This window comes from Mycobacterium marinum, assembly GCF_003391395.1.
Classification (GTDB): Bacteria; Actinomycetota; Actinomycetes; order Mycobacteriales; family Mycobacteriaceae; genus Mycobacterium; species Mycobacterium marinum.
In genome coordinates this window covers 5,221,356-5,234,128 of sequence record NZ_CP024190.1, presented here as the reverse complement: position 1 = coordinate 5,234,128, position 12,773 = coordinate 5,221,356, and the positions used below count along the sequence as shown (strand labels likewise).

Annotated in this window: 10 protein-coding genes; 5 read left to right on the top strand and 5 right to left on the bottom strand. The window is 71.9% G+C overall.

Features of this window, described 5'->3' with window-relative positions; all coding sequences use genetic code 11:
• The first annotated feature begins 50 nt into the window (after positions 1 to 50).
• From CCUG20998_RS21905 to CCUG20998_RS21895, 3 genes are read left to right on the top strand one after another with little or no spacing between them, the layout of a single operon-like run.
• A complete protein-coding gene (locus CCUG20998_RS21905; RefSeq protein WP_020729777.1) occupies positions 51 to 524 on the top strand; it encodes an SRPBCC family protein in 474 nt (157 codons plus the stop codon).
• Between the two features lie 32 nt (positions 525 to 556).
• Entirely contained in the window at positions 557 to 1,429 is an 873-nt protein-coding gene (locus CCUG20998_RS21900; RefSeq protein ID WP_036450465.1) for a class II glutamine amidotransferase, read from the top strand.
• Between the two features lie 23 nt (positions 1,430 to 1,452).
• A complete protein-coding gene (locus CCUG20998_RS21895; protein WP_020729778.1) occupies positions 1,453 to 2,322 on the top strand; it encodes a patatin-like phospholipase family protein in 870 nt (289 codons plus the stop codon).
• Here CCUG20998_RS21895 and CCUG20998_RS21890 read toward each other — a convergent pair whose 3' ends face one another.
• The gene (locus CCUG20998_RS21890; protein WP_020729779.1) at positions 2,323 to 3,387 is read right to left on the bottom strand and encodes a patatin-like phospholipase family protein; all 1,065 of its coding nucleotides are present in this window, start codon (positions 3,385 to 3,387) and stop codon (positions 2,323 to 2,325) included. It lies immediately after the preceding gene.
• 102 nt (positions 3,388 to 3,489) lie between these two features.
• The gene (locus tag CCUG20998_RS21885; RefSeq protein ID WP_172607213.1) at positions 3,490 to 3,957 is read right to left on the bottom strand and encodes a lipoprotein LpqV; all 468 of its coding nucleotides are present in this window, start codon (positions 3,955 to 3,957) and stop codon (positions 3,490 to 3,492) included.
• 124 nt (positions 3,958 to 4,081) lie between these two features.
• On the opposite strand from CCUG20998_RS21885, the gene CCUG20998_RS21880 reads away from it, so the two are divergent.
• The gene (locus tag CCUG20998_RS21880; RefSeq protein ID WP_011738590.1) at positions 4,082 to 4,657 is read left to right on the top strand and encodes a cysteine dioxygenase; all 576 of its coding nucleotides are present in this window, start codon (positions 4,082 to 4,084) and stop codon (positions 4,655 to 4,657) included.
• A complete protein-coding gene (locus CCUG20998_RS21875) occupies positions 4,657 to 5,040 on the top strand; it encodes a rhodanese-like domain-containing protein (RefSeq protein ID WP_020729782.1) in 384 nt (127 codons plus the stop codon). Before CCUG20998_RS21880 ends, CCUG20998_RS21875 begins: the two co-directional genes overlap by 1 nt.
• Before the next feature lie 32 nt (positions 5,041 to 5,072).
• Here the strand turns inward: CCUG20998_RS21875 and CCUG20998_RS21870 are convergent, their stop codons facing one another.
• From CCUG20998_RS21870 to CCUG20998_RS21860, 3 genes are all read right to left on the bottom strand, one after another.
• On the bottom strand, positions 5,073 to 7,811 hold the full coding sequence (locus CCUG20998_RS21870) for a PE family protein (RefSeq protein WP_116269144.1): 2,739 nt from the start codon (positions 7,809 to 7,811) through the stop codon (positions 5,073 to 5,075).
• Positions 7,812 to 8,031: 220 nt separating this feature from the next.
• The gene (locus tag CCUG20998_RS21865; RefSeq protein ID WP_116269143.1) at positions 8,032 to 10,770 is read right to left on the bottom strand and encodes a PE family protein; all 2,739 of its coding nucleotides are present in this window, start codon (positions 10,768 to 10,770) and stop codon (positions 8,032 to 8,034) included.
• Positions 10,771 to 11,021: 251 nt separating this feature from the next.
• On the bottom strand, positions 11,022 to 12,767 hold the full coding sequence (locus CCUG20998_RS21860; RefSeq protein WP_020729786.1) for an alpha/beta hydrolase: 1,746 nt from the start codon (positions 12,765 to 12,767) through the stop codon (positions 11,022 to 11,024).
• Positions 12,768 to 12,773: the final 6 nt, after the last annotated feature.

The window sequence follows — 12,773 nt, the reverse complement described above, 5'->3', positions numbered from 1 at the left end:
AGGGGGGCAGGGGCAAGCCGGCCAATCGGGCCCGGTGACCCCGACTACCAATGGCAACACCTATCGTCGTCGAGCAATCGCTGGTCATCCCGGTCCCCGGTGACCAAGCGTTCCGCGGCACGCTGCCGGCGCCGCTGCCGGAAGTCTTCAACCACTGGTATGGGCCCATCCCGCCGATCAAAGAGGTCCGCGACCAAACCGGTGCTTGGGACGCCGCGGGCCAGACTCGCAAACTTTTCATGGTCGGCGGCGGCAGTGTGCACGAGGAGTTGACCAGCCTCGACTCGCCCCGATCATTCGGCTACCGGCTCTCCGACATCAAAGGCCCGATGGCGTTGCTGGTCGGCCAGGTGGTGGGTGCATGGATCTTCACTCCGGCGGACGGCGGTACCGAGATCACCTGGCGCTGGACCATTCATCCGAAGTCTGCGTTGGCCGCGCCGGCGCTACCGGTGTTCGGGATGTTGTGGAAGGGCTACGCCCGCCGGGCGCTACGTAACCTGTCCGCGCTGCTGACGCGCTGAGCACGCGTCTAGCTCCAGCTACCGTCGACGTCATGTGCCGACTCTTTGGCCTGCACGCGGGACGGGACTGCGTCACCGCCACGTTTTGGTTGCTGAACGCCCCGGATAGCCTCGCTGCCCAAAGCAAGCGAAACCCCGACGGGACGGGTCTGGGCGTGTTCGACGACCGGGGCCGGCCCGAGCTGCACAAGCAGCCGATAGCGGCGTGGCAGGACGCCGACTTTGCCGCCGAGGCGCACGAGATGACGGGCACGACCTTCATCGCTCACGTTCGCTATGCCACCGCCGGATCGCACTCGGTGGTCAACACCCACCCGTTTCTGCAGGACGGCCGGATCTTCGCGCACAACGGGACGCTGGGGGATCTCGAATTGCTCGACACCCGGTTGCGGGAGGTGGGCACCGCCGGTCTGGTGCAGGGGCAGACCGACTCCGAGCGGGTTTTCGCGCTGATCACGGCCGCGATCCGCACCCATGACGGCGACGTGTCCGCCGGTCTGCTCGACGCGATGGGGTGGCTGGCCGCCAACGTGCCGATCTATGCGGTCAATGTCTTGCTCAGCACCGCCACCGGGATGTGGGCGCTGCGATACCCGGAGTCGCACAACCTCTACATCCTGGACCGGCGTAATGGTGCGCCGGCCCCCAGGCGCGAGTTCCACTTGCGCACCAAGCGGATTCGCGCGCGTTCCGAGCACCTGCGCACCCGGCCGTCGGTGGTGTTCGCCAGCCAGCCGATGGACGACGACCCGCGCTGGCGCCTGCTGGACCCGGGGGAGCTGGTACACGTCGACGCCGACCTGCGGATCACCCGAAGCCTGGCGCTGCCCGACCCACCCCGGCATCGGCTGCGGCTCGCCGACTTGGGTCCGGAGGTCCAAGAGGCGCTGCACCCGCCGGCCTGAGTGGGCTGGCAGACTGACTGGGCGTGGCACCCAAACGCGCACTGGTGTTGGCTGGCGGAGGACTGGCGGGAATCGCCTGGGAGACAGGTGTTCTGCTCGGCATCGCCGACGAGTCGCCGGCGGCGGCACGGTTGCTGTTGGATTCGGATGTGCTGGTGGGTACCTCGGCCGGTTCGGCGGTGGCCGCGCAGATCAGCAGCGGCACCAGCCTCGATGCGCTGTTCGACCGGCAGATCGCCGAGCAGTCGGCCGAGCTCGATCCGGGCGTCGATATCGACGTCATCACTGAACTTTTCCTGGACGCCCTGCGCAAGCCGCGAATCCCCGGCGTCGACAAGATACGGCAGCGACTGCAGCGAATCGGGGCGGTGGCGCTGGCCACCGAAACCGTGTCCGAGTCCGTCCGCCGCGAGGTGATCGCTGCGCGCCTGCCCTGCCACGATTGGCCGGACCGCGCGCTGCGGGTCACCGCGATCGATGTGTCCACCGGCGAGCTGGTGGCATTCGATCGTGACTCCGGGGTCGAACTCGTCGATGCGGTGGCGGCCAGTTGCGCGGTTCCGGGGGCGTGGCCGCCGGTGACCATTGCGGGCCGGCGCTACATGGATGGCGGGGTGGCCAGTCTGGTCAACCTCGGTGTGGCCGACGATTGCGGTGTGGCGGTGGTGTTGGTGCCCACGGGGGCCGACGCGCCGTCGCCGTTCGGCGGCGGGTCCGCCGCGGAGGTGGCGGAATTCGCCGGGAGGTCGCTGGGCGTCTTTGCTGACGACGACTCGCTGGCCGCCTTCGGGGCAAATCCGCTGGATCCGCGTTGCCGCAAGGCCTCGGCTCTGGCTGGACGTGCGCAGGGTCGGCGCGAGGCGTCCGCCGTCGCAGCGTTTCTGGGGCTGTGATCAGCCCTCGATGGCCGGCGTCGCGGGTTGGTCCGCGGACTCGAGTGCATCCAGGGCGCGGTTAGCCAGCGCCCGGCCCACCGCGATCACCTCGCTTGCCCGATGAAATTCCAGGCTGCGGCAGGTCGAGCGCGGCACCTCGATCAACAGATCGGCGGGGTAGGCCGCCAGCGTATGGCGCGCCAGTGCGGACTGGGCGATGTCGATGGTCCGGTTCATCACCTCAAAACTGCCCATCTTGGGCAGTCCGGGTGTGTAGCCGCCGTCATCGCGCTCCGGCACGGGGGCCTCGATCTGGGCGTCTTCCGGCCAGGAGTCCTGGTCCGGGGACCCGGCGCCGAAGCGGTTCAGCACCGCCCGCGTCGGCCGGTCCAGCAGCGACCGGGCGGCCGTGGCGTCGAATATCGAGGAGGTGGTGCGCACCATGCGGTTCAACCACTCGGTGGTGACACCGGGCTCGCTTTCTCGGCTGGGGCCGCTTTCGCTGCCGTTGAGGCTCACCGCAATGGTCAGGTCGGCGTTGACCCCGGCGATCGGTGCCATGGGCAGCGGATCCAGGATGCCGCCGTCGGCGAGCAAACGGCCGTCGACCTCGTGGGGGGCGATGATTCCCGGGATGGCGATGGAAGCGCGAATGGCTTCGTCGAGCGGGCCGCGCTGAAACCAGACCGACTTGCCCGCCAGAATGTCGGTCGCCACCGCCGTGTAGGGGACCGGCAGTTGTTCGATGGTGACCGGCCCGAGGATGTCGCGTACGGCATCCAGAATTTTCTCGGCTCGCAGCACTCCGGCCGCGGTGATCGACGGATCGAGCAGCCGCAGAATGGTGCGCTGATTCAGGGACTTGGCCCAGTCGCCGAACTCCCCGAGGCGCCCGGCCGCCTGCAGTCCGCCGACCACGGCGCCCATCGACGAACCGGCGATCCCGGCGATCTCATAGCCCCGCTCGCGCAACGCCTCGATCACCCCGATGTGCGCATAGCCGCGCGCGCCGCCGCTGCCGAGCGCCAAGGCCACCCGGGTCGGCGATGATCCGTGCGTGCGCACGGCGATTGGCCCGGTCATCCCTTCATTCTGCGCGGCCTACCCGAGGGGATCGAATCGGACGGGAGTTTCGTGCATCGCTGATCGCAATTGCGCAGCGCTTCGGATCGGCGGTAGCGGCCGCTATCCGCATTCGTTGTTGGCGGCCGCCGCCGCCGCGACGATCACCGCCGCCTGGCGCGGCAGGCTCAGATCCGCCCACCGCATATTCCAGGTGCCGGCAACGCCGGATTCGGATGCCTGAACCATGGCCAGGTAGGGCTCGATCCGCGGCTGCTCGGTGGCCGGTTGGGCGTCCATCCACACCTTCGCGGCATGGCAGGCCTGGAAATATTCCTCTTCGGTCGACTCTGCGGGGACGTCGACGCGAGTCGTCACGCCGGTCGGTGAGACGCCGACGGCGCCGGGTGCCAGCGAACTAACCGGCGGTGCGCTGGTCTTGGCGGACGGCCCGGATGACGTGGTGGCCGTGCCGTTGCTGGGATCGGTGGAGCAGCTCGCGAGGGCCGAGACGCCCGCCGCGACGATGAGTGGTGCGCACACCTCCCAGCACTGGTGGCGCGGTCGGGAAAAGAGACGGTGTGGGCGCATGGTGCCAATTTATGCAACACTGTGCGGCGTGATGAAGTGCCTCGGATGTTTGGAGTGTTGTCGGCCCTGACGTGCCGCCGCTTGCCCGATCCACTTCACACTCTGGAGAACTCCTTCCGTGGCCATGCCTCTTCGCCAGTCCTCTGTCACGTCTTCTCGCCCCCAGACCGTCACGTCCCCGGCACCGGGACCCACGCGGCTTCGGGTGCCCGACCTGTTGCACGCGACCGACCAGGTCGCCGATGACGTGCTCAGCGGTCGCTGCGATCACCTGTTGCCGGAGGGGGGCGTGCCCGACGACGGGCGCTGGTTCACCCGCGTCCATGGCGACGACGAACTCGACGTTTGGCTGATCAGCTGGGTGCCCGGTCACGCGACGGAATTGCACGACCATGGCGGCTCGCTCGGGGCGCTGACCGTGCTGTCCGGATCGCTCAATGAATTTCGGTGGGACGGCACGCGGTTGCGCCGCCGCCGCCTTGACGCCGGGGATCAGGCCGGATTCCCGCTGGGCTGGGTGCACGACGTGGTTTGGGCGCCGCGCCCGGCCGCCGAGCCGATCGCGGCGCCGCTGCCGCCCACGTTGAGCGTGCACGCGTATTCGCCGCCGCTGACGGCCATGTCTTACTACGAAGTCACCGACCGCAATACGTTGCGCCGCAAGCGCACCGAATTGACCGACCACCCCGAGAAGCCCTGATGAGCCGAATCGACCGGATACTCGACGACGCCCGCAACCGCTATCTGCGGCTGCCCGCCGACCAGGTGCCGGACGCGCTGCGCCGCGGTGCGGTGCTGGTCGACATCCGTCCGCACGCCCAGCGTGCCCGGGAGGGCGAGGTGCCCGCGGCGTTGGTGATCGAACGCAACGTCTTGGAATGGCGCTGCGATCCCACCAGCGACGCGCGGTTGCCGCAGGCGGTCGATGACGATGTCGAGTGGGTGATCCTGTGTTCGGAGGGGTACACCTCGAGCCTCGCGGCGGCGGCGCTGCTGGACCTCGGGTTGCACCGGTCAACCGACGTGGTGGGTGGCTATCACGCGCTGGTGGCCGCCGGGGTGCTGACCGCGCTGAGCGGCTAGGAGCCTGCGGGGTCTAATGCGGTCGTGGTCGGTTACGACGCCCCGCTGAGCCCGTCGACACCGATCAGCCCGCCGGTTCCGCCGGTTCCGGGGGTGCCCTTGGCGGTGCCGGCTCCGCCGTTGCCGCCGTTGCCGCCGGTGCCGATCAGCACGGCGTTGCCGCCAACTCCGCCGGATCCGCCGCTGCTGCCTCCGAGCGGGTCGGTTTGGCCGCCGGCGCCGCCTGCCCCGCCGGCGCCCAGCAGCTGACCGCCGGTGCCGCCGGCCCCGCCGGTGGCGCCAGTGCCACCGATGGTGATTCCGCCGGCGCCGCCGGCCCCGCCGCAGCCCAACCAGCCGGCGTCGCCGCCGGCACCGCCGGTGCCGCCGCCGGTAGTGCCGTATCCGCCGAATCCGCCGGCTCCGGCGCTGGAGAACAGCAGCCCGGCGTTGCCGCCCCGGCCGCCGGTCCCGCCGGCCCCGGGGCCGAATCCGCCGTCGCCGCCGGCGCCGCCGCTGCCGAACAGCAGCCCGGCATTGCCGCCGGCGCCGCCGACTCCGGCAGTTCCGGCAGTTCCAGCAACCCCGCTCCCGAAAAGCGCGGGTCCTGCGGCCCCGCCTGACCCGCCGGGGCCGCCGAGGAGTCCGGCGTTGCCGCCGACCCCGCCGCCTCCGCCGGACCCGCCGGATCCTCCGAACCCAATCCCACCGTGGCCGCCGGCGCCGCCGTCGCCGCCGCCAGCGCCGACTAGGCCGCCGAGCAGCCCGCCAGCCCCGCCGGCCCCGCCGGCCCCGCCACCGCCCCCATCGCCGGCGGTGGGAAAGCCGACGATTGCGCCGACTCCGCCCGGTCCGCCGGTTCCGCCGGCCCCGCCGGTGCCACCGCCGCCGAACAACCCACCGGCGCCGCCCGCGCCGGCGGCGCCCCCGGCACCCCCGTTGCCCGGGATGGTGGCGCCGCCGTACCCGCCGGCGCCGCCCCCACCGCCGATCCCGCCGCTGCCCGAGAGCCACCCGCCTGCGCCGCCGGTGCCGCCGGCGCCGCCGGTTCCGCCGGTGACTTCATCGGTTCCACCCCATCCACCGGCGCCGCCGGTGCCGCCGGTGCCCATCAGCCCGGCGGCCCCGCCATCGCCGCCGTCGAGGCCGGTGCCGCCGGATCCGCCGGCGCCGCCGTCGCCGAGTAGCCATCCGCCGGGTGTTCCGTCGGTTCCGCTACCAGCGTCCCCGGGGGTGCCGTTGCCGATCAGCGGGCGTCCGGTCGCGGCCTGGATGGGTGCGTTGATCGCATTGAGGGCCTGTTGTTGCAGGGTGTGAATTGGTGAGGTGCTGGTCGGGGCGTTGAAGCCGTCCAGCCCCAGCAGCAGCCCGCTGGTCCCGCCCACCCCGTTACCGCCCGGAGTCGAGCCGGCCCCGCCGATACCGCCGTTGCCGCCGTTGCCGATCAACACCCCGCTACCGGCGGCACCACCTGCCCCGCCGGTGCCGCCGCCATTGCCGCTGGTGCCGCCGGCGCCGCCGGCGCCACCGTTTCCGAGCAGTAGGCCGCCGGTGCCGCCAGCTCCACCCGCACCGCCGCTCCCGGCGGGAACGCCGAGCGAGAGCGCCGCAGGCGCCCCAGCCCCGCCGGTCCCGCCGACACCGCCATTGGAGAACAGCCACCCACCGTTGCCGCCGTTCCCACCAGCCCCACCGTCACCGGATAGCAAGATCGTGCCGGCGCCGCCGGCGCCGCCGGCACCACCGTTGGAGAACAGCAACCCCGCGCTACCGCCATCGCCGCCGACCCCACCTACGTCCTGACCGCTGGTGCCGCCGGTGCCGCCGACGCCGCCATCACCGAACAGCAGGCCCGCGTTGCCGCCGGCCCCACCTGCGCCGCCCGCATTACCTCTACCCCCGGTGCCGCCGGAGCCACCGGCTCCGGCCAGCGGCCCGCCGGCCCCGCCGTCGCCGCCGGTGCCGCCGGTCCCGCCGGCGGAGCCCTGGCCGCCGGCGCCGCCGTGGCCTCCATCGGCGCCGACGAACCCGGACAGCAGCCCGGCCGCCCCGCCTTGGCCGCCGGCCCCGCCGCTGGCGGTAGCGCTAGTGCTGGCCCCGCCGGCCCCGCCGAGCCCGCCGCCGCCCAACAACCCGCCGGCACCACCGGCGCCGCCGGCACCACCGTTGGCGACGGTCGAGGCCCCGCCGGCCCCGCCGACTCCGGCGTTGCCCGAGAGCCAGCCGCCGGCCCCGCCGGCACCACCGGCACCCCCGTTGGCGGATGTCGAGCTGCCGCCGGCGCCGCCGGCACCCCCGGAACCCAATAGGCCCGCGGCCCCGCCGGCGCCGCCGTTTAGCCCGGGCGCACCCGAGCCGCCGGCGCCGCCGTCACCGAGTAGCCAGCCGCCCGGGGCTCCATCGGCCCCCGTCCCGGGGGTTCCGTTGGCGCCGTTGCCGATCAGCGGGCGCCCCGTCAGCGACTGCACCGGTGCGTTGATCGCGGCCAGCAGACCCGCCAGCGGTGAGGCGCTGGCGGCCTCGGCCTGGGTGTAGGCGCTCGCGCCGGCGCTCAGCGCCTGCACGAACTGGGCATGAAACGTCTCGGCTTGTGCGCTGAGGGTTTGATAGCTCTGGCCGTGGGCGGAAAACACCGCCGCGATCGCCGCGGAGACCTCATCTCCGGCGGCGGCCAGCACCCCTGTCGTCTGAGCGGCCGCGGCCGTGGTGGCGGTGCTCAGTGTCGAGCCCACCCCGGCCAGCTCCGATGCCGCACCGGCCACCAGCTCCGGCACTGCGATCACATACGACACGGGAAACCTCCCAACCGCGTCGACCGACTACCCGACCGGCGCTCGCCAACACCTGTGCTGGGCAAAGTCGACCACAATGGGAATGAGGAACGCGGTGTTTCCACCGAATTGATCAGCACGAATCGTGACGGTCGTGGGGGATTACATCGGCCCATTGGGGTTTGGAGCCGCCCGGGCTCGGCGCTGCATCCCGGATTGCGGCGCGTACCGCCGCGCGGCCTCAGGACAAGCCGTTGAGCCCGTCCACGCCGAGCAGCCCGCCGGTTCCGCCGGATCCCGGGTCGCCCTGGGTGGTGCCCGGTCCGCCGTTGCCGCCGTTGCCGCCCGCGCCGATCAGCACCGCGTCGCCGCCAACCCCGCCGGATCCTCCAGCGCCACCTGCGGCCAGCTCGGCCTCACCGCCCGCGCCGCCGGCGCCGCCGTCGCCCAATAGCTGGCCGCTGGTACCACCGGCCCCGCCGGCGCCCGCGTCGCCGTTGACGCTGATTCCACCGGCTCCGCCGGCCCCGCCGCTGCCCAGCCAGCCGGCATCGCCACCAGACCCACCGGTTCCGCCGCCGCCGACCAGGCCGAACCCGCCGAACCCGCCGCCACCGGCGTCGGAGAACAACAGACCGGCGTTGCCGCCCCCGCCACCGTCTCCACCATTGCCGGGGCCACTGCCGCCGTCACCGCCGACTCCGCCACTGCCGAACAGCGTTCCGGCGTTGCCGCCGGCCCCGCCGGCGCCGCCATTTCCGGGCGCACCCAAGACCCCGCCAGCGTCGATGTTGAGACCGCCGGCCCCGCCGGTGCCACCAGCCCCGCCGGGCCCGCCGAGTAGTCCGGCGTCGCCGCCAGCTCCACCGGTCCCGCCGGCCCCAGCAGTTCCCGCCACGGCATCCCCGTGAAATCCGCCGGTGCCGCCGGCCCCACCGTCGCCGCCGCCGGCGCCGACCAGGCCGCCCAGCAGCCCGCCAGCCCCGCCGGCACCGCCAGCCCCGCCGGCACCGCCGTCACCGGACTCCAATAGCCCGCTGAATCCTCCGATCGCGCCAGTTCCACCGGTTCCGCCGGCGCCCAGCAACCCGCCGTCCCCACCGGACCCGCCAGCCCCGCCGGCGCCGCCATCGCCTGATCCAAGGACACCGCCGTCGCCGCCGGCCCCACCGGACCCTCCGGCCCCGCCAGTGCCTGACAGCCACCCGCCGGCCCCGCCGGCACCACCGTCACCACCGGCAATGCCGCTGATGGCGTCGGTTCCGCCGGACCCCCCGGCCCCGCCGGTCCCGCCGGTGCCCCACAGCCCGGCGGCCCCGCCCGCTCCACCGTCGAGGCCGGAACCCACCGCGCTGGATCCGCCGGCGCCGCCGTCGCCGAGCAGCCATCCGCCGGCGGTTCCGTCGGCTCCGCTGCCGGCTGCACCGGGGGTGCCGTTGCCGATGAGCGGGCGCCCAGTCGCGGCCTCGATGGGTGCGTTGATGGCGTTGAGTGCTTGTTGTTGCAGGGTGTGCAGGGGGGAGGTGCTCGCTGGGGCGTTGAAGCCGTCCAGACCCAGTACCAGCCCGCTGGTCCCGCCGATGCCGTTGGCGCCCGGAGTCAAGCCGGCCCCGCCGATACCGCCGTTGCCGCCGTTGCCGATCAGTACCCCGTTGCCGGCCGCACCACCTGCCCCGCCGATACCGCCGCCGTCGCCGCCGGTACCGCCGGAGCCGCCAGCGCCGCCGTTTCCGAAGAACACGCCACCCGCACCGCCGGCGCCACCGCCGCCTCCGCTACCAGCGGGTACGCCGAACGGAGGGCCTACCGCATCCGCCCCGGCCCCGCCGGCCCCGCCGACCCCGCCGTTGGAGAGCAGCCACCCGCCGTTACCACCCGCACCGCCGGCGCCCCCGTCGGCAAGTTCGCTGGTGCCCCCGGCGCCGCCGGCTCCGCCGTTGGAGAACAGCATGCCCGCGTTGCCGCCGTCCCCGCCGTTCCCGCCAGTATTTCCGCCGCCCGTAGCACCGGCCCCGCCGGCTCCACCGTTGCCGAACAGCAGGCCAGCTTCACCGCCGGCCCCACCAGCACCGCCGCCGTATCCGCCAGTGCCGCCGGACCCGCCCGTGCCGGCCAGCAACCCGGCGTTGCCGCCGGCCCCGCCAGCACCGCCGAGTCCACCCGACCCGCCGGTACCGCCGTGGCCGCCGCCGGCACCAACCAAACCGGACAGCAGCCCGCCGGCCCCGCCCTGGCCGCCGGCGCCACCGGCGCTACCGCCGAACCCGCCGGCCCCGCCCAGCCCGCCAGCACCGAACAACCCGCCGGACCCGCCGGCCCCTCCGGCGCCACCGTTGCCGATGAGGTCCGGGCCGAGCGGGATCGCGCTGGCGCCACCCGCACCGCCCGCGCCGCCATTGCCGAACAGCCAACCGCCGGCCCCGCCGGTTCCGCCGACTCCACCGTTGACCGTCGATGAACTCCCGCCGGCCCCGCCGGCGCCTCCGGTACCAATCAACCCGGCCGCCCCGCCGGCACCGCCGTTTAGCCCGGGCGCACCCGAGCCCCCGGCCCCGCCGTTACCGATCAGCCAGCCGCCCGCGCCACCGTTGGCTCCGGTACCGGGGGCGCCGTTGGCGCCGTTGCCGATCAGCGGCCGTCCGGTCAGGGTTTGCACGGGCGCATTGACGGCGCCGAGCAGACCCTGAAATGGCGCGGCGTTGGCGGCCTCGGCGCTGGCGTAGGTCCCCGCGCCGTTGGCCATCAGCTGCGCAAACTGGGCATGAAACGCCTCGGCTTGCGCGCCGAGTGTCTGATAGCTCTGACCGTGGAAGGAAAACAGCGCGGCGATCGCCGCCGACACCTCATCGGCGCCCGCGGCCAGCACCGTCGTCGTCGCCCTCGCCGCGACCGCATTGGCCTCACCAAGTACCGACCCGATCCCCGTCAAATCCGACGCCGCCGCAGCGACCGCCTCGGAAGTCACATTCACAAACGACACAGCCCACCCACCTAATCAACCCATTGCGGAGAAGTCCCAGACGAACTGGGCCACGTTAATCTGCAGGTCAGGGCCGTATGTGCGGAATGGGCGGCATCGTGAAAAGTTGAGTGGGGACCCTCTAACCCCGGGCGTGCGGTTGTCTCACCACGGGTGGTGCGACCAGCGGCAACGACACCCTGCGGCCACTGGTCGCGTCTCACCGCGAGACGATGCTGGGACGGTCCGATCGGCGTCCTACGCCGGAGCCGCTAGTTGGCGCGCAGCAGCGGTCGTAGCCGCTCGGTTTTCTCGGGGGTCCAGCCCGGCGGCGACAAGACCGCGGCCCAGCCGTTGGCGACGTTGCTGACGTAGCGGTGTCCATGCCCGTCGGGAACGTCCACAGCCACCGCCATGTCCGCAGACACTTGCAGGAAGGTCACCAACGGGATCCACCGCGTTTGGGGCAGTACGTCATAGCCGCGTTTCTCGCGTAGCCAGTCCGGCTCGCTGAAGAGCAGGTCCGGCGTCCACCACGCGATGGGGTCGGAGGCGTGCTGCAGATACACCACCCGCGGTTTGCCCCACGGCGCGTCCGGGCGCTGCAGATCACTGGCGCGGGCGATGAACCGCACGTTGTAGCCGTCGTCGTAGATGGGCAACCACTCTGGGGAACCGGGATCGCGGTTGGCGGTCAGCTCGGTCCAGACGGTGTTGTTGAACGTCGGTCCGCTGAACAACGCCCCGTCGGTGCGGGCGAGGATGTTGTTGAGGTTCATGAACGGTGCTTCGCCGCCGAAGGAACCCAAACTCTCGCCGAATACGACGAGCTTGGGGCGCTGAAACTCCGGCATCTGCCGGATCAGCTTGTCCACGGCCTCGAACAGGGCCTGGCCGGCCTGCCGGGCGTTCTCCTTGTCCACCAGGAACGACAGCCAGCTCGGCAGATAGGAATACTGCATGCTCACGATCGCGGTATTGCCGTTGTACATGTACTCGAGCGCGGAGGCTTCCGCCTCGTTGATCCAGCCGGTTCCGGTGGTCGTGGCGACCGCGACCACCGCGCGCTGCAGACCACCGGTGCGCTGCAACTCCCGCGCCGCCAGCTCCGCGGTCGCGATGATCCCGTTCGCCGAGTTCAACCCGGCATAGGCCCGGATCGGCTCGGTGGCGGGGGAACCGTTGAACGCGGTGAGATCGGCCCGGCTTGGCCCACCCTCGACGAAGACCCGGCCTTGATGCCCCAGGGATTCCCACGAAACCAATGACTGCGGTCCTCCGGATCGCAGTGCGGTATTCGGCGGTGCGCTATTGGGATCCAACTCGTCGTTGACCGAGGCGAAGGTGCTGTTCATGGAATGCATCGCGAACTTGAGCACCACACCGTTGAGCACCGTGATCGTCAGAGTTACCAGCAGCACCACCACGATGGTCGCCGACAGGCGAAATGGTGCGATCCGGTCGAGCTGGCGAACCAGAAAACTGAACAGCCGGCGGATGAACTGACCGACTTCGACGAACGCGAACAGCACGATCAGCGATACCACCGCGGTCAACGGGTAGTCGTACCACTTCAGGTGTACAACGCCCATCAGGTCGCGCACGTCGTCCTGCCAGAAGTGGAACCAGATCGCCATGAGCACGATGCCAACCCCGCCGACCGCGATGAGCGGCGGCCACACCCAGCGGGGCGGCGGTGGGCTGTCGTCTTGCGAGCGCATGTACCGGACCAGCCAGACGGCGAAAACACCCAGGCCGTATCCGATGGCCCCGGAGATGCCGCTGACCAGCCCCTGAAACAGTGGGCCGCGGGGCAGCAGCGACGGCGTCATGGAAAACCACAGGAAAATCAAGCCGACTGCGCTGCCGGTAAAGGTGTAGTGGCGAACCCACCAGGCGTTGCGAGTCGTCTTCGGTGCGGCGGTTTCCCCGCTGCCGGAAGTCTCAACCGACTCGTCGGCCGCCGGTGCCGCTTCGTCGCTGGCGTCGGTCCTGGTTGCGGAATCCATGTCGCTCATCGGTGC